The 25,415-nt window shown below is 54.7% G+C and carries 22 protein-coding genes; 8 read left to right on the forward strand and 14 right to left on the reverse strand.

The features are described 5' to 3' along the window. Nucleotides 1–90 precede the first annotated feature (90 nt). The gene (gene mobB / locus ACWKXT_RS19920) at nucleotides 91–594 is read right to left on the reverse strand and encodes a molybdopterin-guanine dinucleotide biosynthesis protein MobB (RefSeq protein ID WP_454529402.1); all 504 of its coding nucleotides are present in this window, start codon (nucleotides 592–594) and stop codon (nucleotides 91–93) included. Continuing rightward, nucleotides 591–1,175 carry a molybdenum cofactor guanylyltransferase MobA gene (mobA, locus tag ACWKXT_RS19925; protein WP_454529401.1) on the reverse strand — a complete coding sequence of 195 codons (585 nt, stop codon included), beginning with the start codon at nucleotides 1,173–1,175 and terminating at the stop codon, nucleotides 591–593. Before mobA ends, mobB begins: the two co-directional genes overlap by 4 nt. Nucleotides 1,176–1,243: 68 nt before the next feature. Between mobA and ACWKXT_RS19930 the strand changes: the two genes are divergently transcribed. From ACWKXT_RS19930 to dsbA, 3 genes are all read left to right on the forward strand, one after another. Then, nucleotides 1,244–1,513 carry a YihD family protein gene (locus tag ACWKXT_RS19930; RefSeq protein ID WP_003861904.1) on the forward strand — a complete coding sequence of 90 codons (270 nt, stop codon included), beginning with the start codon at nucleotides 1,244–1,246 and terminating at the stop codon, nucleotides 1,511–1,513. A gap of 75 nt (nucleotides 1,514–1,588) precedes the next feature. Beyond that, nucleotides 1,589–2,575: a serine/threonine protein kinase gene (locus ACWKXT_RS19935; protein WP_454529400.1), complete on the forward strand. Its 987-nt coding sequence runs from the start codon at nucleotides 1,589–1,591 to the stop codon at nucleotides 2,573–2,575. 27 nt (nucleotides 2,576–2,602) lie between these two features. Further along, on the forward strand, nucleotides 2,603–3,226 hold the full coding sequence (gene dsbA, locus ACWKXT_RS19940; protein ID WP_454529399.1) for a thiol:disulfide interchange protein DsbA: 624 nt from the start codon (nucleotides 2,603–2,605) through the stop codon (nucleotides 3,224–3,226). 23 nt (nucleotides 3,227–3,249) lie between these two features. Here dsbA and ACWKXT_RS19945 read toward each other — a convergent pair whose 3' ends face one another. Continuing rightward, the gene (locus ACWKXT_RS19945) at nucleotides 3,250–4,158 is read right to left on the reverse strand and encodes an acyltransferase (protein WP_454533299.1); all 909 of its coding nucleotides are present in this window, start codon (nucleotides 4,156–4,158) and stop codon (nucleotides 3,250–3,252) included. A gap of 440 nt (nucleotides 4,159–4,598) precedes the next feature. Between ACWKXT_RS19945 and polA the strand changes: the two genes are divergently transcribed. Further along, nucleotides 4,599–7,391, forward strand: coding sequence for a DNA polymerase I (gene polA, locus ACWKXT_RS19950; protein WP_454529397.1), 2,793 nt, complete (start codon nucleotides 4,599–4,601; stop codon nucleotides 7,389–7,391). Nucleotides 7,392–7,557: 166 nt separating this feature from the next. Then, nucleotides 7,558–7,605, forward strand: coding sequence for a spot 42 RNA, inhibition of DNA synthesis (locus tag ACWKXT_RS19955; RefSeq protein ID WP_071892919.1), 48 nt, complete (start codon nucleotides 7,558–7,560; stop codon nucleotides 7,603–7,605). 98 nt (nucleotides 7,606–7,703) lie between these two features. Here the strand turns inward: ACWKXT_RS19955 and yihA are convergent, their stop codons facing one another. Beyond that, the gene (gene yihA / locus ACWKXT_RS19960; protein ID WP_014885764.1) at nucleotides 7,704–8,333 is read right to left on the reverse strand and encodes a ribosome biogenesis GTP-binding protein YihA/YsxC; all 630 of its coding nucleotides are present in this window, start codon (nucleotides 8,331–8,333) and stop codon (nucleotides 7,704–7,706) included. Between the two features lie 577 nt (nucleotides 8,334–8,910). Between yihA and yihI the strand changes: the two genes are divergently transcribed. After that, on the forward strand, nucleotides 8,911–9,426 hold the full coding sequence (gene yihI, locus ACWKXT_RS19965; RefSeq protein WP_454529396.1) for a Der GTPase-activating protein YihI: 516 nt from the start codon (nucleotides 8,911–8,913) through the stop codon (nucleotides 9,424–9,426). Between the two features lie 188 nt (nucleotides 9,427–9,614). Continuing rightward, nucleotides 9,615–10,988 carry an oxygen-independent coproporphyrinogen III oxidase gene (gene hemN / locus ACWKXT_RS19970; RefSeq protein WP_454533269.1) on the forward strand — a complete coding sequence of 458 codons (1,374 nt, stop codon included), beginning with the start codon at nucleotides 9,615–9,617 and terminating at the stop codon, nucleotides 10,986–10,988. A gap of 68 nt (nucleotides 10,989–11,056) precedes the next feature. On the opposite strand, the gene ACWKXT_RS19975 is transcribed toward hemN, so the two are convergent. From ACWKXT_RS19975 to glnA, 4 genes are all read right to left on the reverse strand, one after another. After that, entirely contained in the window at nucleotides 11,057–11,167 is a 111-nt protein-coding gene (locus tag ACWKXT_RS19975; protein ID WP_454529394.1) for a YshB family small membrane protein, read from the reverse strand. A 111-nt stretch (nucleotides 11,168–11,278) separates the two neighbouring features. Then, a complete protein-coding gene (gene glnG / locus ACWKXT_RS19980) occupies nucleotides 11,279–12,691 on the reverse strand; it encodes a nitrogen regulation protein NR(I) (RefSeq protein ID WP_166712637.1) in 1,413 nt (470 codons plus the stop codon). A gap of 11 nt (nucleotides 12,692–12,702) precedes the next feature. Continuing rightward, a complete protein-coding gene (gene glnL / locus ACWKXT_RS19985; RefSeq protein WP_454529393.1) occupies nucleotides 12,703–13,752 on the reverse strand; it encodes a nitrogen regulation protein NR(II) in 1,050 nt (349 codons plus the stop codon). Between the two features lie 170 nt (nucleotides 13,753–13,922). Beyond that, nucleotides 13,923–15,332, reverse strand: coding sequence for a glutamate--ammonia ligase (gene glnA, locus ACWKXT_RS19990; RefSeq protein ID WP_008501856.1), 1,410 nt, complete (start codon nucleotides 15,330–15,332; stop codon nucleotides 13,923–13,925). A gap of 378 nt (nucleotides 15,333–15,710) precedes the next feature. On the opposite strand from glnA, the gene typA reads away from it, so the two are divergent. Then, a complete protein-coding gene (typA, locus tag ACWKXT_RS19995; protein ID WP_028014891.1) occupies nucleotides 15,711–17,534 on the forward strand; it encodes a ribosome-dependent GTPase TypA in 1,824 nt (607 codons plus the stop codon). 51 nt (nucleotides 17,535–17,585) lie between these two features. On the opposite strand, the gene ompL is transcribed toward typA, so the two are convergent. The 6 genes from ompL to yihT all read right to left on the reverse strand — a co-directional run bounded on the left by ompL (nucleotide 17,586) and on the right by yihT (nucleotide 25,415). Continuing rightward, nucleotides 17,586–18,272 carry a porin OmpL gene (gene ompL / locus ACWKXT_RS20000; protein WP_023333894.1) on the reverse strand — a complete coding sequence of 229 codons (687 nt, stop codon included), beginning with the start codon at nucleotides 18,270–18,272 and terminating at the stop codon, nucleotides 17,586–17,588. Between the two features lie 74 nt (nucleotides 18,273–18,346). Beyond that, a complete protein-coding gene (locus ACWKXT_RS20005; protein ID WP_454533270.1) occupies nucleotides 18,347–19,771 on the reverse strand; it encodes an MFS transporter in 1,425 nt (474 codons plus the stop codon). A gap of 43 nt (nucleotides 19,772–19,814) precedes the next feature. Beyond that, nucleotides 19,815–21,197 (reverse strand): glycoside-pentoside-hexuronide (GPH):cation symporter, encoded by a 1,383-nt coding sequence (locus ACWKXT_RS20010; RefSeq protein WP_252032852.1) that lies wholly within the window; start codon nucleotides 21,195–21,197, stop codon nucleotides 19,815–19,817. 45 nt (nucleotides 21,198–21,242) lie between these two features. Next, a complete protein-coding gene (locus tag ACWKXT_RS20015; RefSeq protein WP_454533271.1) occupies nucleotides 21,243–23,267 on the reverse strand; it encodes an alpha-glucosidase in 2,025 nt (674 codons plus the stop codon). Nucleotides 23,268–23,283: 16 nt separating this feature from the next. Continuing rightward, entirely contained in the window at nucleotides 23,284–24,525 is a 1,242-nt protein-coding gene (gene yihS, locus ACWKXT_RS20020; protein ID WP_252032847.1) for a sulfoquinovose isomerase, read from the reverse strand. A gap of 14 nt (nucleotides 24,526–24,539) precedes the next feature. Next, nucleotides 24,540–25,415, reverse strand: a complete 876-nt coding sequence (yihT, locus tag ACWKXT_RS20025; RefSeq protein WP_454533272.1) for a sulfofructosephosphate aldolase — start codon at nucleotides 25,413–25,415, stop codon at nucleotides 24,540–24,542.

A 25,415-nucleotide genomic window follows, 5' to 3' on the forward strand; every position in this document is an offset into this window, starting at 1 on the left:
GTGAAGAGGCCATCCGGAAGGATGGCCTTTTTGCGTTTCTGAACCACCGGATGTTGCAGGCCGGGTAAGGCGAAGCCGCCACCCGGCAGGTCAGACCGCACACCACCTCACAATAAACTCAGCAATCCCGTCCACATCATTTAAATCCAGCACCGGAATTTCAAGCGGCAGTCCAGCATCACTGGCCACCGCAATCACATGCTCATCCAGCGTTAACTCGCTGATATCATGCCCGGCATCGCTTCTGAACAGCAGGATCTTAGGCACGGCCTCATGCTTAAATCCCTCAACCAGCACCAGATCCAGCGTGGAGTGATCCATCCGGCTCACCAGATACGCGAGATCCAGCGGCGCCTCATCCGGCGTTTCTGTCATCAATGCCCAGCGCTGATTGCTTGCGACCATTGTCTGCGCAGCACCCGCTTTGCGCAGCTCATAGCTATCTTTGCCCGGCTTATCGACATCCATATTATGGTGAGTATGCTTAATCAAGCCTGGACGAATACCGCGGGCGCACAGCGCGGGTATCAGTTTTTTCAGCAGCGTGGTTTTTCCTGTCCCACTCCAGGCGGAAATGGCTAAAACAGAGGTCATCTCTTCTCCTGCATGGCCTGTAAATCTTCCGTTGTGTTCACATTCACGAACGATGTTTTCATGTCGCTAAAATCAACAGCATGTCCGCCGACCTGAAGCATAAACACCATCACTTTTCGTTCTCCGGCAGCCAGATAGTCGCTCAAAGCAGGGATCAACGATCTGTTAATGAGCGCGATAGTTGGGTGGTCGCGCTCGCCGTCATGCACCCAGACCACGGATGAATCACCCCGCTGCTGCACCATTCGCTCCACCAGGCTGGTTGGTATAAATGGCGTATCGCACGAACAAAAGAGAAACCACTCTCCCTGCGACTGCTGCATCACCGAAAGCATGCCGGCCAGCGGCCCCGGATAATCTGCGAGGTTATCCTGATAAACGGGAAATCCGCTGCGCTGGTAAATATCGATATGGCGATTTGCGCTCAGCGCCATTGCCGATACCTGATCGACAAGCGTATCAGCGACATGCTGCCATAAGGGCTTGCCCTTCAGGAGCTGTAATCCCTTATCTTCCCCGCCCATCCGCGTAGCTCTGCCGCCTGCGAGAACGACGCCAATGATTTCCTGGCTAAGATTCACGAATATCGCCTCTTTTATTGTGGGATTGACCCTGCTAACGTGTCACTCTAAATGAAAGGAGCACCACCATGAAATGTAAACGTCTGAATGAAGTCATTGAACTCCTCCAGCCAGCCTGGCAAAAAGAGCCTGAGCTGAATCTGATGCAATTCTTACAGAAACTGGCGAAAGAGTCAGGTTTTGACGGCGAACTGGCAGACCTTTCTGATGACATCCTGATCTACCACCTCAAAATGCGCGACTCTGCCAAAGATGCTGTTATTCCTGGTATTCAGAAGGATTATGAGGAAGATTTTAAAACCGCATTGCTGCGCGCCCGGGGCGTAATTAAAGAGTAAAAGCTTGTAAGCGGAGCCACCGAAATCGCCACAAGATGATATCCTGAATCATTCGTATAATTTCCGGATGATCGGATGAACGACCAGGCTTTTACTTTCCAGACACTACACCCGGATACCATTATGGATGCCCTGTTTGAACAGGGTATTCGTGTGGATTCCGGGCTAACTCCGTTAAACAGCTACGAAAACCGCGTCTACCAGTTTCAGGACGAGGATCGTCAGCGCTTCGTCGTTAAGTTTTATCGACCTGAACGCTGGTCCGCAGAACAAATTCAGGAAGAACACCAGTTTGCTCACGATCTGCTGGAAGATGACGTCCCCGTAGCCGCACCCATAAAGTTCCATAACCAAACGCTGCTTACGCATGAAGGGTTTTACTACGCCGTATTCCCAAGTCTGGGTGGTCGTCAGTTTGAAGCGGATAATATCGATCAGATGGAGTGGGTTGCTCGCTATCTGGGACGTATACACCAGACGGGGCGCAAAAAAGACTTTATTGCCCGTCCGACTATCGGGATTCAGGAATACCTTCTTGAACCGCGCGACGTATTCGAAAAATGTGCAATGATCCCCAAAGCGTTAAAGGATGATTTCCTTAACGCCACCGATAAGCTCATAGCTGCGGTTAAAGCCTGCTGGCGAGATGATATCGCCATCCTGCGGCTGCATGGCGATTGTCACGCCGGGAATATCCTCTGGCGTGATGGCCCGCTGTTTGTCGATCTTGATGATGCGCGCATGGGACCAGCGGTTCAGGATCTGTGGATGCTGCTCAATGGCGATAAAGCCGAGCAGCGCATGCAGCTTGAAACGATTATTGAAGCCTATGAAGAATTTAGCCCGTTTAATTCAGACGAAATTGCCCTGATTGAGCCTTTACGTGCGATGCGTTTTGTTTATTATCTCGCATGGTTAATCAGGCGTTGGGACGATCCCGCATTTCCCCGAAATTTCCCGTGGCTTACCGGAGAAGATTACTGGCGCAGCCAGATATCTACATTTACTGAGCAGGTCAAGGTTCTTCAGGAACCCCCTCTGCAATTAACGCCGATGTATTAATTGGACACACCCAGGAGAGAGTTAATCATGAAAAAAATTTGGCTGGCGCTGGCAGGTATGATTTTGGCATTTAGCGCTTCTGCTGCGCAGTTTACCGACGGCAAACAGTACATCACGCTGGACAAGCCTGTCGCTGGCGAGCCACAGGTTCTGGAGTTCTTCTCGTTCTATTGCCCACACTGCTATCAGTTCGAGCAGGTACTGCATGTTTCTGACAACGTGAAGAAAAAGCTGCCAGAAGGCACCAAAATGACCAAGTACCACGTCGAGTTCCTGGGTCCATTGGGTAAAGACCTGACTCAGGCGTGGGCGGTTGCGATGGCGCTGGGCGTGGAAGATAAAATCACCGCTCCAATGTTTGAAGCCGTACAGAAAACCCAGACCGTTCAGACCACTGCGGATATCCGTAAAGTGTTCGTTGATGCCGGTGTGAAAGGTGAAGAGTACGACGCCGCGTGGAACAGCTTTGTGGTGAAATCGCTGGTCGCTCAGCAGGAAAAAGCGGCCGCTGACCTGCAGCTTCAGGGCGTTCCGGCGATGTTTGTTAATGGCAAATATCAGCTGAACATGCAGGGCATGGACACCAGCAGCATGGATATCTTCGTACAGCAGTATGCTGATACCGTGAAATACCTGGTCGAGAAAAAGTAAGTTCCTTGATGTAAAAACGCCGGTCATTGGCCGGCGTTTTTGTATGAAGATTTAATGCTGTCTATCAGTTCATCTTTCTCTTTCCAGAGCGTATTAAGCCATTGCTGGAAACGACGTTTAAAATTCTTATCGTTAACGTAGTCACCATGCAGCTCGGCATCGATCGGAACTAAATCTACCCGAACCACAATGCGTGTCAGTTTGCCGCTGAGCATGTCGAAAAACGGCGTCTTATCGTTTGCCGGATAGCAGAGCGTGACGTTAAGTAACTTATCAAACTGTGTACCCAGCACGTTAAGCGCCATCGCGATACCCGCAGCCTTTGGCGGAAGCAGATTCTGATAAGGGGAGCGAGTGTGTTGACGTTTCTCTTCGGTAAACCGTGAGCCTTCAACAAAGTTCACGATGGTCGTTGGATGCGCGCGAAACTTTTCACAGGAACGACGAGTCGTCTCCACATCCTTACCGCGACGCTCCGGATGACGAATCAGATAGCTGCGCGAATAACGTTTCATAAACGGCATATCAAGCGCCCAGCAGGCCAGCCCGATAAAGGGCACCCAGGCAAGCTGTTGTTTCAGGAAGTACTTGTTCATGGGGATGTGTTTGCGGAAAAGCACGCATAACACCACGATGTCCGCCCAGCTGTGGTGATTGCAGATCAGCAGGTACCAGTTCTTTTTGTTGAGGCTTTCCAGCCCTTCAACATCCCACTTCAGATGCGGATTCAGACACAGCAGGATCGCCAGCCCTTCGCACCAGCAGTACATCATGAAATTACAAAACGCAGATACGGCTCGCCACACCACCGGGACAGGCAGCAGCAGTTTAACTATCCCGGCGACAATGATCGGCACAGAACAGGCAATCGTCACCAGAATAGTTAAAATGATGCTTAGCGGTAATGTTATTGCAGCGAGCAATCTCGACATGATGAGCTTTTTCAGGTAGTTAGCTGTAAGTGAGCGACCGGCTATTCGGCGCAGGGCGCTGATTTTACCAGAAAACAGGCAAAGTAATGGCGCTTTCATACCGTCAATCGGCGGCTTTTACCCGGACACAGAAGATTTCTCTAATATTGAGCGCTAATCAGGAGTTATATCCACATAGACTAAATAGCCATCACCACACATTTTTGAGGGCGTGCTGTCAATTAAGTGCATGATATTTAGTGTTTTATTTATGGTGGGCGTCTGCGTTAAGCGTCTTTTTTATATATGAAGTGAAAATATACACAAACTTATCCACAGTTTGAATTTTGCGAGCGATCCTCACGATCGCAAAATCTTTTCCTGTATCTGGTGCGAATAACTGATGTTTTCATCCTTCTGTGGCATCCTTTACCCATAAATTGATTAAAGGCACGGACATTATGGTTCAGATCCCAGAAAACCCACTTATTCTCGTCGACGGCTCTTCTTACCTGTATCGGGCGTACCATGCGTTTCCTCCTCTGACCAATAGCGCAGGGGAACCTACCGGCGCAATGTACGGCGTGCTCAATATGCTGCGCAGCCTGATCCTTCAGTATCAGCCGACCCATGCGGCTGTCGTTTTTGATGCGAAAGGCAAAACCTTCCGCGATGAGCTGTTCGAGCATTACAAATCTCACCGTCCGCCAATGCCTGACGATCTGCGTGCGCAGATTGAGCCGCTGCACGCCATGGTGAAAGCGATGGGCCTGCCGCTGCTGGCGGTTTCTGGCGTGGAAGCTGACGACGTCATCGGCACGCTGGCGCGTGAAGCAGAAAAAATGGGCCGTCCGGTGCTGATCAGCACCGGTGATAAAGACATGGCGCAGCTGGTGACGCCAGGTATCACCCTGATCAACACCATGACGAACACCATTCTGGGGCCAGAAGAAGTGGTCACTAAGTATGGCGTGCCGCCAGAGCTGATTATCGATTTCCTCGCGTTGATGGGCGACTCCTCGGATAACATTCCCGGTGTTCCTGGCGTCGGTGAAAAAACCGCGCAGGCGCTACTCCAGGGGCTGGGTGGCCTGGATACGCTCTATGCGGAATCAGACAAAATCGCCGGCCTTTCCTTCCGTGGCGCAAAAACCATGGCCGGGAAGCTGGAAGAGAACAAAGAGGTGGCTTATCTCTCCTATAAGCTGGCAACGATCAAAACCGATGTGGAACTGGAGCTGGGCTGTGAGCAGCTTGAAGTGCAACAGCCTTCTGCTGACGATCTGCTGAGCCTGTTTAAAAAATACGAATTCAAGCGCTGGACCACTGACGTGGAAGCCGGTAAATGGCTGCAGGCAAAAGGGGCGAAACCTGCGGCAAAACCGAAGGAAACGATCGTCATTGATGCCGAAGAGCAGGCGGAAGAAGAAGCCGCAGCGCTCTCCTTCGATAACTACGAAACCATTCTTGACGAGTCGCAGTTGATTGCCTGGATCGAAAAACTGAAAAAAGCACCGGTCTTTGCCTTTGATACGGAAACTGACAGTCTCGATAACATCTCTGCCAATATGGTGGGCCTGTCATTTGCGACAGAGCCGGGTATTGCTGCTTACGTTCCTGTGGCGCACGACTATCTGGATGCGCCAGAGCAGATCTCCCGTGAACGCGCGCTTGAGCTACTGAAGCCGATTCTGGAAGACGAAAAGGCGCTGAAGGTCGGGCAAAACCTCAAGTACGACCGCGGCATTCTGCAAAACTACGGCATTGAACTGCGCGGGATTGCCTTCGACACCATGCTCGAATCCTACATTCTGGACAGCGTCGCGGGCCGTCATGATATGGATTCCTTATCTGACCGCTGGCTCAAGCACAAAACGATCACCTTTGAAGAGATTGCCGGTAAAGGGAAAAATCAGCTCACCTTTAACCAGATTGCTCTCGAAGAAGCAGGGCGCTATGCGGCGGAAGACGCCGACGTCACACTGCAGCTTCACCTGAAAATGTGGCCAAAACTGCAGAAGCACGAAGGTCCGCTGAACGTGTTCCAGCATATCGAGATGCCGCTGGTGCCCGTGCTGTCACGTATTGAACGTAACGGCGTGAAAATCGACCCTACGGTGCTGCATAACCACTCCGGGGAGCTGGCGCAGCGTTTGACCGAGCTCGAGCAAAAAGCGCATGAGCTTGCCGGCGAGCCGTTTAACCTCTCTTCACCGAAGCAGCTGCAAACCATCCTGTTTGAAAAGCAGGGCATCAAGCCATTGAAGAAAACCCCAGGCGGCGCGCCGTCAACGTCTGAAGAGGTGCTTGAAGAGCTGGCGCTGGACTACCCGCTGCCAAAAGTGATTCTGGAGTATCGTGGTCTCGCGAAGCTGAAGTCTACCTATACCGACAAGCTCCCGCTAATGATCAACCCGAAAACGGGTCGCGTGCACACGTCGTATCATCAGGCTGTCGCGGCCACGGGGCGTCTCTCGTCAACCGATCCTAACCTGCAGAACATCCCGGTACGTAACGAAGAAGGCCGCCGTATTCGCCAGGCTTTCATCGCACCAGAGGATTATCTGATTGTCTCTGCTGACTACTCGCAAATTGAATTGCGCATTATGGCGCATCTGTCCCGCGACAAAGGCCTGCTGACCGCCTTTGCCGAAGGAAAGGATATCCACCGGGCAACCGCGGCGGAAGTCTTCGGCTTGCCGCTGGAGAGCGTGACCAACGAACAGCGCCGCAGTGCAAAAGCGATCAACTTCGGTCTGATTTACGGCATGAGCGCGTTTGGCCTTTCACGCCAGCTCAATATTCCGCGTAAAGAGTCGCAGAAGTATATGGACCTTTACTTTGAACGCTATCCCGGCGTGCTGGAATATATGGAACGCACCCGTGCGCAGGCGAAAGAGAAAGGTTACGTTGAAACCCTTGATGGCCGCCGTCTCTACCTCCCGGACATCAAATCCAGCAACGCGGCGCGCCGCGCTGGCGCAGAGCGTGCGGCGATCAACGCCCCAATGCAGGGAACCGCAGCGGACATTATTAAGCGTGCCATGATCGCTGTTGACGCCTGGCTGGAAAAAGAGAAGCCACGCGTGAAAATGATCATGCAGGTACACGATGAATTGGTATTTGAAGTGCACAAGGACGATCTCGATTCCGTGTCGACAAAGATCCATGAACTGATGGAAAGCAGCATGACGCTTGACGTGCCGTTGCTGGTGGAAGTGGGAAGTGGTGAAAACTGGGATCAAGCTCACTAAGGGTTATATGAATAACGCGCTTTTTATGTAAGTTAGCAACATAACAACGCGCGTTTTGTGACGATCATTAGAATTCCCTATGTAAAGAATGAAAAAAAACTACAAAAAGTGCTTTTTCTGCAGCAAAAAAAGGGGTAGAGTTATCCACGTAGGGTACAGAGGTAAGATGTTCTATCTTTCAGACCTTTTACTTCACGTAATCGGATTTGGCTGAATATTTTAGCCGCCCCAGTCAGTAATGACTGGGGCGTTTTTTATTGCGGCAAAGAAAAGTTCAGGCAAAAAAAAGCGCGGACTTCGCCGCGCTCGGTATTACTCTTCTTCCGCTTCCGTCGCGGGTTCCAGCTCGTTAAACCAGCTATCGAGCTTCTGGCGCAGCTTGTCCACGCCCTGCTTTTTCAGCGAAGAGAAGGGTTCCACCTGTACATCGCCATTGAAGGCCAGTACCGCTTCACGAACCATATTCACCTGCGCTTTCCGCGCGCCGCTCGCCAGCTTATCGGCCTTGGTCAGCAGGACCAGCACGGCAATATCGCTTGCTACAGCCCAGTCGATCATCTGCTGATCGAGATCTTTCAGCGGGTGACGAATATCCATCAGCACCACCAGACCTTTCAGGCACATGCGTTTTTCCAGGTATTCGCCCAGCGCACGCTGCCATTTGATCTTCATCTCTTCAGGCACCTGCGCATAACCGTATCCCGGTAAGTCGACGAGGCGTTTGCCTTCAGCGACTTCAAAGAGGTTAATCAGCTGGGTACGGCCAGGTGTTTTTGAGGTACGCGCCAGGTTCTTCTGATTGGTCAGCGTATTCAGGGCGCTGGATTTACCCGCATTAGAGCGGCCAGCAAATGCCACTTCAATACCGGTATCAGAAGGCAGGTGGCGAATATCGGGCGCACTGGTGACAAAATGCGTCTGTTGGTAGTTCCAGGTAGTCACGTGGTCGTCTCCAAAAATCGTAATCTGAGGGGATTATACCCGAATGCGGGCAAAAGGCTTTTCTCATTGCACAGGGCTTGCAGGCGAATGCCCGAACCGTTGTGAGAGATCGGCTAATGTTGCTATGGGAGATTTCAGAGAATTCGCAGGTGCCAAAAAAGCCAAACTGTTTTAAATCATAAGCTTATTACCGGGTAATTATCTGAAAATTTCTTTTTGTCCCGTTTCGTTGCTTGTTAGTTTAACTGAACAAGGTAAAGTGTGCGTCAGGGCGAGGAAGCCAACGGGAATTAGACTTAAGGATTAGGGTCAGGAGCGCCAGGAGGCGAAGACGCAGGACTGTCAGGATGACCAGCGCCTGGAGGCGTTTTAACAGGAAATGGAACCATACACGGACGGTATCAGCCAAAGGATAAACAGGGTGTGTTGTTGGTAAACATGGAATGTCTGGCCCGCTAAGGGTTGTGAGTCAGGAAAAAAGGCGACAGATTGCTCTGTCGCCTTTTTTCTTTGCTTGCTTTCTGCTAGATTTCGCCGCAATTCTATACTGAAGAAAACGACTTAAAGATAAAACATCATGAAAAAACCGACCACCGCAGCGGGCGCGAAACGCCCGGCAAAAGCACGCCGCAAAACGCGCGAAGAACTTAATCAGGAAGCGCGCGATCGCAAACGCGATAAAAAACATCGTGGCCATGCTGCGGGTAGCCGTGCGAACGGCGGTGCGGCAGCCGGCGCTTCTGCAAAAGGCAAACAGCAGAAAGATCCTCGTATCGGCAGTAAAACTCCCATTCCACTGGGCGTGACAGACACCCCGGTCACTAAGCAGCACAAACCAAAGAGCGAGAAACCTATGCTTTCACCGCAGGCTGAGCTGGATATGCTGGAGAACGATGAGCGCCTGGACGCGCTGCTGGAACGTCTTGAAGAGGGTGAAACCCTGACCGCCGAAGAGCAGTCATGGGTGGATGCCAAACTGGACCGCATTGATGAACTGATGCAGAAGCTGGGTCTGTCTTATGATGACGAAGACGACGAAGAGGAAGAAGAAAAGCAGGAAGACATGATGCGTCTTCTGAAGGGTGGAAACTAACATTTGCATCCGGCAGGTACGATAGTCCTGCTTATAACCCTTCCGGTTATATGTTATCTGGTGTGGTTATTCGTTAAACTACGGCGGTTGTCGCGGCGACAGAAGTGGCTGCGCACCCGAATGATGGCCCGCGATGGGGCCAGAACGGGCCGCCGTATACGAACGCGACACCAACGGAAGGAGTGAGCATGTCAGCACCAACTATCGACTGGGATTTGGCCTTAATCCAGAAATATAACTATTCCGGGCCGCGTTATACCTCATACCCCACCGCGCTGGAGTTCTCCGATGCCTTCGGCGAGGCGGATTTTCAGCAGGCCGTCGCGCGCTATCCAGAGCGTCCGCTGTCGCTTTACGTCCATATTCCGTTCTGCCATAAGCTCTGCTACTTCTGCGGTTGTAATAAAATCGTTACCCGCCAGCAGCATAAAGCTGACCAGTATCTTGACGCACTCGAACAGGAAATTGTGCATCGAGCACCGCTGTTTAAAGGGCGTCACGTCAGCCAGCTTCACTGGGGCGGCGGCACGCCAACCTATCTGAACAAAGCGCAAATAAGCCGCCTGATGGCGCTGCTGCGCAACAATTTCAGTTTTAATGCCGACGCTGAAATCTCGATCGAAGTCGATCCACGTGAAATTGAGCTGGATGTACTGGATCACTTACGCGCCGAGGGCTTTAACCGTCTGAGCATGGGCGTGCAGGATTTCAATAAAGAGGTTCAGCGTCTGGTCAACCGCGAGCAGGATGAAGAGTTTATCTTCGCCTTACTCAACCACGCGCGTGACATCGGCTTTACCTCGACCAATATTGACCTGATTTACGGCCTGCCAAAGCAGACGCCGGAAAGCTTCGCCTTTACGCTGAAACGCGTGGCCGAGCTCAACCCGGACCGCCTCAGCGTCTTTAACTATGCGCACCTGCCAACGCTCTTTGCCGCCCAGCGCAAAATTAAAGATGCCGATCTGCCTTCTGCCCAGCAGAAGCTGGATATCCTGCAGGAAACTATCACCTCGCTGACCGAAACCGGCTATCAGTTTATCGGGATGGATCACTTTGCCCGTCCGGATGACGAGTTGGCGATTGCCCAGCGTGAAGGTGTCCTGCACCGTAACTTCCAGGGTTACACCACCCAGGGCGACACCGATCTGCTGGGGATGGGCGTCTCGGCGATCAGCATGATTGGCGACTGCTACGCGCAGAACCAGAAAGAGCTGAAGCTCTACTACCAGCAGGTTGATGAAACGGGTAACGCGTTGTGGCGTGGTATCGCGCTAACCCGTGACGACTGTATACGTCGCGATGTGATTAAGGCGCTCATCTGCAACTTCCGTCTCGACTTTACCGATGTGGAAGCACAGTGGGATCTGACATTCAGCGATTATTTTGCGGAAGACCTGAAGCTGATTGCACCGCTGGCGAAAGACGGGCTGGTGGATGTGTCGGAGAGCGCGATTGAGGTCACGCCGAAAGGGCGTCTGTTGATTCGTAATATCTGCATGTGCTTCGACGCCTATCTGCGTCAGAAAGCGCGTATGCAGCAGTTCTCGCGGGTGATTTAAGCAGCAAAAGCACGAAACGTAGGCCGGGTAAGGCGAAGCCGCCACCCGGCTTTTACATTTCAACCCCGCTAGCTAAACAGCCCAACCAACGCCGCACACAGCACCGCCGCAACGGCAGTTTGTGGCGTGTGGCTTTCAGCTGCCCCGCTAGAGAGCAAATTGACTAATGTTTCCAGCATGATGTTCACCCCCAATTTCCGGGCACGATCATACAAAACTCATCGGAACAGTAAAGCGCAAAATAACGTCAATTTGCGCTCAATTAATAACCTTTACACAGCGGCGTACGATCACTCCATTCCCAGCTCTTTCAGCTTGCGCGTGAGGGTATTACGTCCCCATCCCAACAGGCGAGCGGCTTCCTGCTTATGGCCCTGCGTATGACGAAGCGCGGTGGTCAACAGCGTGCGCTCCATCTCTGGCTGAGCCTCGGAAAGCAGGTTTTGATGACCGGAACGCAGTGCGCGGTCAGCCCACTGCGCCAGCAGCGTCGCCCAGCTGTCCGGCAGCGCGTGACCGGTGCTGCTTTCAGGTGCAGTGGCTTCAAACAGCTCTGCGGGTAAATCCTGAATCAGCACTTCCTGTCCGGCGGCCATCACGGTTAACCAGCGACAGGTGTTTTCCAGCTGGCGCACGTTGCCCGGCCACGCAAGTCGGGTGAGGGCGGCATCGGTTTCCGGGTGAAGCTGCTTGGCCTCCACGCCAAGCTCGCGGGCTGCCACCTGCAGGAAATGACGCGCCAGGCGGGGAATATCTTCCCGGCGCTCGCGCAGCGGCGGCAGATGAACGCGGATCACGTTCAGGCGATGGAATAAATCCTCACGGAATTTCCCCTCCTGTACGCGCAGCTCCAGGTTCTGGTGCGTCGCAGCGATAATGCGCACGTCCACCTTCACCGGAGCATAGCCGCCCACGCGGTAAAACTGCCCGTCGGCCAGCACGCGCAGCAGGCGGGTCTGCACGTCCAGCGGCATATCACCGATCTCATCCAGGAACAGCGTGCCGCCGTCTGCCTGCTCAAAGCGCCCCTGGCGAATGGTATTTGCGCCGGTAAACGCCCCTTTTTCGTGGCCGAACAGTTCAGATTCAATCAAATCCTTCGGTATCGCCGCCATGTTAAGCGCGATAAAGGGCGCTTTCGCCCGCGGGCTATGGCGATGTAATGCATGCGCCACCAGCTCTTTACCGGTTCCCGATTCACCGTTAATCAATACGCTGATGGACGACCGCGACAGACGGCCAATAATGCGAAACACGTCCTGCATCGCCGGCGCTTCGCCAATGATGTCCGTCGTTGGCCCGAAATCAGGCGTATGGCGCGGCTGCTGCTGCTCCTGGTAGTGGCTAATCGCGCGTTCAACCAGCGCCACCGCCTCGTCGATATCAAACGGTTTGGGCAGATAATCGAATGCCCCTTGCTGGTAGGCGCTCACTGCGGCATCCAGGTCGGAGTGCGCCGTCATTATGATGACCGGAAGCATAGGGTGGCGTTGTTTGATCTGCTTTAACAACGCCAGCCCGTCCATTCCCGGCATGCGAATATCCGAAAGCAGAACATCTGGCGTTTTGGTGGTGAGTGCGTCGAGCACCTCGCTGCCGCTCTCAAACGTCGTGCAGCTTAACCCCGCCCCAGTGAGCGCGCGTTCCAGCACCCAACGGATGGAGCTATCGTCATCGACTACCCAGACTATCCCTCGTTGCATAAACGTCACCTTTATTTTTTAATCGGCAGGAAAACCGAAAACTCGGTATGTCCCGGCCAACTGGTAAATTCAATTTTGCCAGAGTGTTGGTCGATCAAACTGCGGGCAATGGATAACCCCAGCCCGGTGCCGCCTTCACGGCCGCTGACCATCGGGTAAAACAGCGTGTCCTGCAGATGCGGCGGGATACCCGGACCGTTATCCTCAACGTCGATGCGCGCCGCCAGACGATAGCGCACGCCGTGCAGCGTGAGCTGGAAGGCGGTGCGGGTACGTAAAATAATCTCGCCCCCTTCCGGTCCCAGCGCCTGTAGCGCGTTACGTACAATGTTCAGCAGAACCTGTTCAATCTGGTCCGGGTCATGCGCCAGTTCCGGCAGGCTTGGGTCGTAATCGCGCACCAGCGTGACGTTCTCTGGCAGTTCCATTGAGACGAGCTTCACCACCCGTTCCGCCACTTTATGAATGCTTTCAGAGACGTGCATGCCCGGCTGCTGCGGCCCAAGAAGACGGTCAACCAGATTACGCAGGCGGTCGGCCTGCTCAATAATAACGTTGGTGTACTCTGCCAGCGCAGGGTCGGGCAACGCCTTGGTCAGCAGCTGTGCTGCACCGCGTAACCCACCCAGCGGGTTTTTGATTTCATGCGCGAGACCTCGCACCAGGTCACGGGCGGCAATTTGCTGCGCATGCTGCAGCTGCTCCTGGCTCAGGCGACGCTGATTATCCATCGGCGCCATTTCAAGCAGGATCATGCCTTCGGGAAGACGTTGCGCGGTCAGCGATAAAATATGCGAACGCCCGTCGATCACCAGCGTCACTTCGTTATCGGTGAACCCCTGTCCGGCCTGCAAACTTTCCTGCATCAGGCCAATATTCAGCGAGAAATAGCTCAGGAGTTCAGGAAGCGGGGTGCCAAACAGTTTTCTCGCGCTCTGGGCGAGCAGCTGCTGCGCCGCCGGGTTGGCATAATGGACGGCCAGCTCGTCGTCGACCAGCAAGATACTGTTAATTAAAGAATTGAGGATCTGCCCAGCATCGGGCAGCGTGCCAGTTGCCATTCAGCAGTCTCCTGGAGTTGGTTGCACTATTTTAGTGCAGTATAGCGTTTTCGGCGTAAAAAGCGCGTGAGATCAGGTTGTTGGTGGAGAAAAAAGCCCATCCGGAGATGGGCTAAAAGTTTCCACGGCAACTACCCCCGGCGCTTGTCACGCCGGGTAAAACAACTTAATTAAACGCTGTAGTACAGTTCGAACTCAACCGGATGCGGAGTCATACGCACGCGGTCGTTCTCTTCAGTACGCAGAGCGATGTAAGCATCGATAGCGTCGTCAGTGAATACGCCACCTGCAGTCAGGAACTCGCGGTCTGCGTCCAGCGCCTGCAGCGCTTCTTCCAGAGAGCCTGCAACCTGTGGGATCTCTTTCGCTTCTTCTGGCGGCAGGTCGTACAGGTTTTTGTCCATCGCTTCGCCCGGGTGGATCTTGTTCTTGATACCGTCCAGACCGGCCATCAGCAGTGCTGCGAAGCACAGGTATGGGTTAGCCGCCGGGTCCGGGAAGCGCACTTCGATACGACGCGCTTTAGGAGACGCCACCACCGGGATACGGATAGATGCAGAACGGTTACGCGCAGAGTAGGCCAGCATGACTGGCGCTTCGTAGCCCGGGACCAGACGCTTGTAGGAGTTAGTGGTTGGGTTCGCCAGGGCGTTGATCGCTTTAGCGTGCTTGATAACACCACCGATGTAATACAGCGCCTGCTCGGACAGACCCGCGTATTTGTCGCCAGAGAACAGGTTGGTACCGTTCTTGGACAGAGACATGTGGCAGTGCATACCGGAACCGTTGTCGCCAAACATTGGTTTTGGCATGAAGGTCGCGGTTTTACCGAAACGGTGCGCAACGTTGTGCACAACGTATTTGTAGATCTGAATTTCGTCCGCTTTTTTGGTCATGGTGTTGAAGCGGGTTGCCACTTCGTTCTGACCCGCAGTCGCCACTTCGTGGTGGTGGGCTTCAACAACCAGACCCATCTCTTCCATCACCAGACACATGGTGGAACGGATGTCCTGTGCAGAGTCGACCGGAGGAACCGGGAAGTAGCCGCCTTTCACGCCAGGACGGTGACCTTTGTTACCACCTTCGTACTTGGTGGAAGAGTTCCATGCGCCTTCGATGTCGTCGATAGCCACATGGGAGCCGGAAATAGAGGCACCGAAGCGGATGTCGTCAAACAGGAAGAACTCTGGCTCTGGCCCGAACAGAACGGTGTCCGCGATGCCGGTAGAACGCAGGTACTCTTCAGCGCGTTTTGCGATAGAACGTGGGTCGCGGTCGTAGCCCTGCAGCGTACCTGGCTCGAGGATGTCGCAACGGATGATCAGGGTTGGTTCTTCGAAGAACGGATCAATGACCGCAGTGGTGGCATCTGGCATCAGAACCATGTCGGATTCGTTAATGCCTTTCCAGCCACCAATGGAGGAGCCGTCAAACATTTTGCCTTCTTCAAAGAATTCGGCGTTCACCTGATGAGCAGGGATTGTGACGTGCTGTTCTTTACCTTTGGTATCGGTGAAGCGCAGATCAACAAACTTCACTTCATGTTCGTTCAGCATCGTCAAAACGTGTTCAGCGGACATACTTAACTCTCCAGATTGGTCATTGTCGTCGTGGTAACGAGGTCTTCAATTTCTGTTTGTACTGGCTGTTGCCATGTATTTTTTATAAAGCGAAATCTGTGCCAACTTTTAAAACACCCCAAAAAGGCGTTATCATGCGCACCATAGTGCAAAAGGGCTGCACCATGATGGATTTGTTGCACCAGTATAGTGCTTCAATGTGAACATTAAGCACCATATTGGTGCAATTTACGTTAAAGTGCCCTTTTACCGCTCCGTGAAAGCGATCACAAAGCATCTCTGCAATACTTGTTTGCGGGGGATGTTTGTGATCCTGTTTTGTAGTGCGATTAATCCGTGTACAATAACGCGCTATTTCTAAATGCCTGAGGCAAAGTTGTGATCGAAAATTTGCGTAACATCGCCATCATCGCGCACGTTGACCATGGTAAAACTACCCTGGTTGATAAGCTGCTGCAGCAATCCGGTACGTTTGATGCGCGTGCCGAAACCCAAGAACGCGTGATGGACTCCAACGATTTGGAGAAAGAGCGTGGGATTACCATCCTCGCGAAAAACACCGCGATTAAATGGAATGACTACCGTATCAACATCGTTGATACCCCAGGGCACGCCGACTTCGGTGGTGAAGTTGAACGTGTTATGTCCATGGTAGACTCCGTTCTGCTGGTCGTTGACGCAATGGATGGCCCAATGCCACAGACGCGCTTCGTGACCAAAAAAGCTTTTGCCCATGGTCTGAAGCCAATCGTTGTTATCAACAAAGTTGACCGCCCTGGCGCGCGTCCTGACTGGGTTGTTGACCAGGTCTTCGACCTGTTCGTTAACCTCGACGCGACCGACGAGCAGCTGGACTTCCCTATCGTTTACGCCTCTGCGCTGAACGGTATCGCCGGTCTGGACCACGAAGACATGGCTGAAGACATGACCCCGCTGTATCAGGCGATTGTTGACCGTGTTCCTGCGCCAAACGTTGACCTGGAAGGCACCCTGCAGATGCAGATCTCCCAGCTCGACTACAACAACTACGTTGGCGTAATCGGCATTGGCCGTATCAAGCGCGGTAAAGTGAAGCCGAACCAGCAGGTTACTATCATCGATAGCGAAGGCAAAACCCGTAACGGTAAAGTCGGTAAAGTACTGACTCACCTGGGTCTTGAGCGTATCGAGAGCGACATCGCTGAAGCGGGCGACATCATCGCCATCACCGGTCTGGGTGAACTGAACATCTCCGACACCATCTGCGATCCGCAGAACGTCGAAGCGCTGCCAGCCCTGTCCGTTGATGAACCAACCGTATCCATGTTCTTCAACGTCAACACCTCTCCGTTCTGTGGTAAAGAAGGTAAGTTCGTTACCTCTCGTCAGATCCTTGACCGCCTGAACAAAGAGCTGGTGCACAACGTTGCGCTGCGCGTTGAAGAAACCGAAGACGCTGATGCATTCCGCGTTTCCGGTCGTGGTGAGCTGCACCTGTCTGTTCTGATCGAAAACATGCGTCGTGAAGGTTTCGAAATGGCGGTTTCCCGTCCGAAAGTAATCTTCCGCGAAATCGACGGCCGTAAACAAGAGCCGTTCGAAAACGTAACGCTGGACGTTGAAGAGCAGCACCAGGGTTCTGTCATGCAGGCGCTGGGTGAGCGTAAAGGCGACCTGAAAAACATGAATCCAGACGGCAAAGGCCGCGTACGTCTCGACTACGTGATCCCAAGCCGTGGCCTGATCGGCTTCCGTTCTGAGTTTATGACCATGACCTCCGGTACCGGTCTGCTGTACTCCACTTTCAGCCACTACGATGACGTGCGTCCAGGCGAAGTGGGCCAGCGTAACAACGGCGTGCTGATCTCCAACGGTCAGGGTAAAGCGGTTGCGTTTGCGCTGTTCGGTCTGCAGGATCGCGGTAAGCTGTTCCTGGGTCACGGTGCTGAAGTTTACGAAGGCCAGATCATCGGTATTCACAGTCGTTCTAACGACCTGACCGTAAACTGCCTGACCGGTAAGAAACTGACCAACATGCGTGCGTCCGGTACTGACGAAGCAACGGTTCTGGTTCCACCGATCAAGATGACGCTGGAGCAGGCTCTGGAGTTCATCGATGATGACGAACTGGTAGAAGTGACTCCACAGTCAATTCGTATCCGTAAACGTCACCTGACCGAGAACGATCGTAAACGTGCAATGCGCGGTGCGAAAGAAGACTAATACGGTCAATCCGTATTAAAAAAAGCCGCTGAGAAATCAGCGGCTTTTTTATTAGAACGAATAACGTAACCCTAACCGAATCCGGTACTGCTCGCGGTTGTAATCATTCCACCTGTCCAGCCACTGCAGTTCGAGGTACGGCAGCCAGTTTCTGTCGATTTTATAGCTGAACTTGTTGGTAATTTCCCAGTGATGATCTTTGCCATTTTTGCTGTGGTAATCATTCACCCGCTGGAAAAAGTGCGGTTCAAAGGTGTAGAAAAACGCATCCGTCACTTTGAAATTCCAGTAGTTAGCAAACTCATGCGTGTCGTTTTTATCCATCTGCCCGTTATAGTCCGGCGTATCGTAATTGTTATGGTTATAGCGATAGCGGAACGTCAGATTAAACCCGTCCGTAAATTTATAGTTAGTATCTAAATAAACCGCGCCACCTGATCCTGCGCTGCTGTCATTAATCAAGCCGCCGGGCTGGAAGGTCAGTTTGTCGGTCGGTTTGAAGAGTGGATACCACCCCTCGATTTCGTTATAGCTGTGCTTCAGTTCGTCCCATTTCCCCACGTTATAAGCGTTGGTGAACATCAGCCCCGCGCCCATATCGAAGTTATAGCCCGCGCGCAGGATCACTTCGTGCAGCTCAGAGGCGGTGTTATAGGCTTCACGCGTTTCGACATACGCTCCGGCAAATACCGGGCAGGACACAGACGACACGATCAGTACAGTGATGATTCTTTTCATAATTTGTCCATGTATCAGGTACAGAAAGGCCTCCCTCCTGATAAACAGGAAGGACATAATGGCCGGATTTATAGTTATAAAGTGACTGCTGACGCTTTATTGTTGGTGGTTATCTCAGGGGGATTCGCGGTCTGTTTTTTCCGTTTTCCATTCTCCTCGATAATAAAGGCGAAGCGCGCTTCGTTGAGTTTATAAAACAGCCCCATGGTCACGGCGGCAACCATCGCCAGACCGCACGGCCAGAGGAAAATCAGCTGACGTAAGCCAAGCAGGGTGCCCGCGCTCTGCACCGCATGGGGAACGTAGCCAATCTGGGTGAGCATGATGCCGGGCAGGAAACCGGCGAGCGCGGCGGAGATTTTGCGCGAAAAGGTATAGCCGGTATAAACGGACCCTTCGGCGCGAATTCCGGTTTTCCACTCGCCGTAATCGACGGTATCTGGCACCAGCGCCCAGTTCAGGCTGTTTACAAACGCGGTGCCGAAGAAGGCCATGCAGGAAAACAGCACGAACAGCAGGGAGCTGGTTCCCCAGAAGAAGTTCAGCACGTCGCCCACCGCCCACAGCGTCAGCCCGCCTAGATAGACCGGCTTCTTGCCAAAGCGCTTCACCGCGCCGGGCACCAGAAACACGCCAATCAGAATGCAGCCCATGCTGAAAAAGCCCATCCACGACAGCAGATGCAGATCGTTCAGCACGTACTGGGTGTAATAGACCTGAATCGCCAGCTTGATGTTAAACGCGGCGAGGGTACAGAGGTTGGCGATGCACAGCACCAGCAGCGGCGGATTGCGGAAAATCGCACAGAACGATTTCAGCATGCCGGGCTTATGGTGATCGGGCGTAAGCTCCACGTAGCGCTCTTTCACCCCGCTGTAGCACCACCACATGCAGAACAGGCCACCGGTGACGAACACCAGCGCGGCCACCAGATAGCCGAGTGAGGGCTGGCTGACGAACAGCGCCTGAATGGGCATAAAGCCGACGGTGCAGAGCAACAGCCCTACCGTTGCGCCGCCCTGACGCCACGCCGCAAGCTGCGCGCGCTCGTTCGGGTTTTTGGTGATGGCCGGAACCATCGCGCCGTAGGCGCAGTTCATCAGGCTATAGCAGAGGCCAAACATCATGAAGAGCACGGTGGCGAGGGCCGTTTTCACCGTCAGGCTAAAGTCATTGGCCATAAACTGCGCGGTGGCGACCAGCGCCACCGGGACGGAAGCGTAAAGAATGAATGGCCTGAACTTCCCCCTCGGTCCGATGTTGCGCCGGGAGTCGAGCAGCACGCCGGTCAGCATGTCGGTCAACGCGGTAAAAAACTTTGCCACCAGGAAAATAATGCCGCCGTAGAACGCGGGCATGCCCAGTTCGTCCGTGTAAAACTTCAGCAAATACAGGGTGCCAATACACAGCATCAGATTCGAGCCAAAATCGCCCATCCCGTAGGCGCACTTCTCACGCAGGCTCAATTTCAGGGTTAACGGATCACTGTTATGTGTCATGGTCGATCCTCAAAGCGCCCCGCAGGGCGCTCAATCACGTCATTTATGCCGTACGTTTGCGCAGCTCAATTTCTTCCACGATGCGCACATACATCTTCTCGTTGAGGTTGTAGAAGCAGCCCATCGCCACGATGGTGATGACCGCCAGCAGGCTCGGATAGATAAATATCAGCTGCCGCAGCCCTTCAACCGTTCCGGCGGATTGCACCACGTTGGGCACATAGCCGATCTGGGTGAGCATAATCCCCGGGAAAAAACCTGCCAGCGCCTGCGATACCTTCCGGAAGAAGGTAAAGCCGGTATAGACCGTCCCCTCGGAGCGCACGCCGGTGCGCCACTCGCCGTATTCCACGGTATCGGACACCAGCGCCCAGTTCAGGCTGTTCACGAACGCGGAACCGAAGAACGCCAGGCAGGAGAACGCCACGAAGCTCACCGAGCCGCCGCCGAAGAAGTAGTTGAGCAGATCGCCCGCCACCCAAATCATCAGCCCGCTGATGTAGACTTTTTTCTTGCCGAAGCGCCGCACCGCGCCGGGCATCATAAAGACGCCGATAAAAATACAGCCCATGCTGAAGAAGCCCATATACGACAGCAGGATCGGATCGTTCAGCACGTACTGCGTGTAGTAGACCTGAATGGCGAGCTTGACGTTAAAGGCGCCCAGCGTGCACAGGTTCGCGATGCACAGGATAAACAGCGGACGGTTCCCGGCGATGGCGCGAAACGACTGCAACAGCCCCGGTTTCTGCGCCGGGTTAGCGGGCTGCGTCTCGACGTAACGCTCGGTCACGCCCTTATAGCACCACCACATAAAGAACAGCCCGAACAGCGAGAAGAGGGTGGCGGCAAAGATGTAGCCAAGCTGGTCATTGCCCTCAATGAGATTCATCACCGGGACAAAACCGACGGTACAGAGCAGCAGGCCCAGCGTGGCGCCACCCTGACGCCAGGCGGCCAGCGAGGCGCGCTCGTCCGGGTTTTTGGTAATGGCAGGCACCATCGCGCCGTAGGAGCAGTTCATCATGCTGAAGAACAGGCCGTACAGCATGAACAGCACCGTCGCCATCACCGTTTTACCGGTGATTTCAAACGGTGTGCCGACGAAGTTGGCAATCGCCAGTAAGGTCACCGGGAACGCCGCGTACAGTACGAACGGGCGGAATTTCCCTTTCGGGCCGATTTTGCGCCGGGAGTCGAGCATGATCCCGGTGCCCATGTCGGTGAAGGCGGTAAAGAACTTCGCAATCAGGAAGATGATCCCGCCGTAGGTGCCGGGCAGCCCCAGCACGTCGGTGTAAAACTTCAGCAAATAGAGCGTGCCGATATCCAGCAGGATGTTAGAGCCGAGGTCGCCCATCCCGTAGGCGAGTTTTTCTTTAAACGGCAGGCGTAGGGTTGCCGGATCGGAAGTATGTTGCCTCATTATTGTTCTCCGTCTGCCCGCAGGTTTCCCTGCGGGCGAGCCTTATCAGATATCACGTAAGGTGCTAAACAGATCTGCCCATTCGCTGTGCTGGCGATAGAACACCGGCGGCTTGCCGAGCGGGGCATCAACGGTCACGTCACCGCCCTGGCAGATTTCCCCCGTCCACGCATTGACCCAGCTATCCTGAGGCAGATAGAGCGTCCAGTCGCGGCGTCCCTCTTCATGGACCGGCGCCACCAGCAGATCGCGGCCAAACAGATACTGGTATTTCAGCGTGTAGGCACGCGCGTCGTCTTCGTAGTGCAGGAACAGCGGACGCATCACCGGCAGGCCGCTTTTCGCGTTCTGCGCAACCGCAGCTTTGATATACGGCTTCAGAGTGGTGAACACAGTGGTCATGCGCGCGAAGTGCGCGATGGTTTCCGCATCGCCGTCGAACTGCCAGTTATCGCCAGGGCGGTTGCCCTCGTGGGTACGCATCATCGGCGTAAAGGCGCTGAAGTCGCACCAGCGCAGCAACAGCTCTTTGCTGCGCTTCATCTCGAAGAGCGTCGTATAGCCGCCAATGTCGCTGTGGTGCAGCCCGTGCCCGGTCATTGCCAGCGACAGCGCCGCCGGTACGACGGACGCCAGACCATCGTCCAGGCTCCAGTCGACGTTCTGATCCCCCGCCCACATCATCACCGAGTGCTTCTGGCTGCCGGTGTAGCCCGCGCGCATGAAGAACAGGATCTCCCCGAGCTTGCCGGTCTCCTCCAGCGCCTCGTAGTTACATTTCGCCCACAGGGCAGGCCACGCGTTATGCATGATCTCCGCGCTCACGCCGTTGTGCAGGAAGGTATCGGTCGGCAGATATTCCCCGAAATCGGCCATCCAGCCGCCGCAGCCCAGTTCGATCAGGTTCTTTTTAATGACCTCTTTGTACCAGCCGTAGGCTTCCGGGTTGGTCAGGTCGATAACGCCCGCGTAGAACTCGCCGAACTCAACGTGGTAGTCCTCGCCGTCGGCGTTTTTGGTCAGATAGCCGCGCTTCGCCGCTTCTTCGCAGAGATCTTTATCGCTGGCGACGTACGGGTTGATGTAGGAGAGGAACTGCACGCCTTCTTCTTTCCACTGCGCAATCCGCTCATCAAGCTGCGGATAGAGCGCGCTGTTCCACTTCCAGTTCCACATCACGCGCTTGCCAAAGGAGGTCATGCGGATGCCGGACCAGTCCTGTGCCCAGATGCCGTTCACCTTCACGCCGCCCTTGCGCATAGCGTCGAGCTTCTGCTGGCACACCTCGGTGCCGCCCTGAATACCCAGCGTCACGCCGTCGTAAACCCAGTCCGGCAGCTCAGGCTGACGCCCCAGCAGGCCGGTCAGTTTTTCCAGCAGATCGACGTAGGTTTGCGCACATTCGAAGCGCAGCGTGGCGTTATCTTCCCAGAAGGCCAGCTCGTGGAAGTCCGGCGCGCTGAAGTCGAAGTTCATGTAGCAGCTGTTGTCCACGTGGCAGTAGTACTTCTGGGTGCTCACGAAGGTAGGCTGCGGGAAGAAGGTCCAGTAGTAATCGCCGCCTGCGTTCTCTTTACAGTCTGCCTGCCAGGTGACGTAGGTTTGCTTGTTGCGGCCCACGCCCTGCTCGCTGGTCCACAGCGGGAAGGGCTTGCCGCGCAGATCGAAGTACGAGAACTGCTCGCCGCAGCCGTAAATGTGATCGTCAGGCTGGGCCGCCAGCCGCAGCCAGATGCGGTTATGGCTGGTGGCATCGTTTTTCAGCTTCAGCTCCAGACGGCCTTCCGTATCCACGCCCACCAGCAGTGTCGCACTCACCGCATCGCCGCGGGTAAAGCGGATCGCCCAGCCCGCGCTTTGCTGCGTGATGGTCACGTCCGTCAGGGCAATTTTTTCGTTGAGCTTGTCTTTGATGCTGAAGTTGCCGCGAAACATCTCGATATCCGCCTCACCTGCGCCTATCCACAGGCAAGGCGCATCGGTGGAATGGGATAAAATCAGACGGTCCTGCCAGCGCAGGGTGAAACCACTTTCGTTATTTTTCAGGTCAATATTGTGTAGGGTACGCATAAAAACTCCGTCTTTATTATTTAGCCAGGCTATCCAGTAATCCGGCGGCGACGGCAGGCGCTAAGCCCGGCGCCAGCGGCAGGCGGGGGATCACCAGGCAGTGCAGCAGGTGGTAAATATCCTGCTTGCCGTCCCAGACTTTGGTGGTCACTTCGTTGTTGGTGTCCAGCTCCTGCCACCATGAACCGTTCTCGTAGTCCATCAGGTACTTGATGCAGTAATCCCACCATTTCTGATACCAGGCTTCGTACTGCGCCTCGCCAGTGACGGTGTAGAGTGCGTAAGCCGTACCCATCGCCTCGACGATTGGCCAGCGCACGCGTTCGCGCACGATTGGCTTGCCGTCCCAGCCCACTGAGTAGACAAACCCATCGGCCCCGTCGGGCGCCCAGGCGTCGCGGATGGTGGCGTGGAACAGGCCTTTCGCATCTTCCAGCAGCCACTCTGGCGGGGTTTCAAAGCGGGCTTCCAGCGCGGCGCGCAGGTGCAGCATCAGGCGGCCCCACTCGATCCAGTGCCCCGGCGTACCGCCGTAGGCGCGGAAACGGTGAGCAGGATTATCGATGTTGTAATCGCGGATCGGGTTCCAGTTGGTGTCGAAATGCTCGTTAACGCGGTACTCCCCTTTGCGCGCCACGTCGTGAATAATCACCGAGGCGATGCGCAGGGCACGGTCGAGCCATTTCCGGTCGTGGGTCACGTCATACACGATCAGGAAGGCTTCCACGGCGTGCATGTTGGCGTTACCGCCGCGGTAATCTTCCGTTTTGCTGAAGGCTTCATCCCAGGACTCCAGGCACATCTGCTCCTGTTCGCTCCAGAAGTAGCGCTCAATCACCTCGATGGCATCGTCCAGCAGCTTGCGCGCCTGCGGGTGGCCGGTGGTGACGGCGCTCGCCGCGCCCAGCAGGACGAAGAAATGCTGATAGCCCTGCTTGGAGGCATCAACTACCCCTTCATCGTTGACGCAGGCGTACCAGCCGCCGTGCTGTTTGTCGCGCAGCGGGCCGTTGAGGGCATTAATGCCGTGCTCAACCAGGGCGTACGCGCCGGGGCGCCCCATGTTCGCCGCCACCGCGTAGACGTGCAGCATGCGGGCGGTGATCCACAGATGGGTGCCCATATCGCTGCGCACCTGCCCGTTATTGCCCAGCCAGCCAAAGCCGGTCGGGATAGCGGCGTTTTTGCCGAAATCGAGAATGCGGTCGGTCTCTTGTTCGAGCCAGCGGTTGTGGCTCAGAGTGTTAAACCATTTCATGTTCGGGTCCTTTCTCAGCGGCGAGCCATCATTTCGTCGACGATCTCACCCAGACGCTGCAGTTTGGGTACGGAAATATCGCGGAGCATCAGCCCGGTATCCGGCAGGCCAATCACCGAGGACCAGACCGCGCGACCGGCTAAAAAGCCCGACGCACCCGCCTGCATCGCCACGCTCACCGCGCGCGGGAATAACTTATCGTCCACGCCGGAGGAGAGGATCACCCACGGCATAGCGATGTTCTCATTCAGCTTCTGCGAGGCCGTCAATAGTTCCTGCTGCGTGCCCTTACCAAACAGCGGCATCTCCACTTTGTAGAGATCGGCACCGCTGTCACCCAGCTCTTTAGCCGCATCGATAATCGCCTGCTCGCGGTCAAATGCGGCGCCGCGGCGCGGTGGACGCACCACCGGCTCGATAATGCTCAGCAGCCCGTTGTCGTGGCACAGCGTATTGAACGCTTTCACCATTTCCAGGCGCTGCTGCGGATCTTCATCGCTGCGCCACAGCACCAGCAGCTTCAGCGCCTTACCGCCATCGCGTTTGACCGCCTGCGCGTCGATGTTCTTGTCGATCACCACGCTGTCGACCGGAATACCGTTCCCCGGGATAAACTCGTCGGCGGCCACAATCATCGCGCAGCTTTTGGCTACGGCCTGCTGCTCCACGATCTGGCGATAGCAGAACTGCTGATCGACGAGAATGGCAGAGGCGTACGGCGACAGAATTTTCGCCGCGTTGACCTTAAAATCCGTGAGGTGCTGGTCGGTTACCGGCACCGGCGCGCCTGCCGCGGCAAACATCAGGCGCATTGCTTCGCGCTGGTCCACGGCCAGCATCGCAAAACCGCCGGAAGGTCGGGTGATATCTTTCAGGGTGTACATCGTCAT

Source organism: Enterobacter sp. UPMP701 (genome assembly GCF_053709515.1).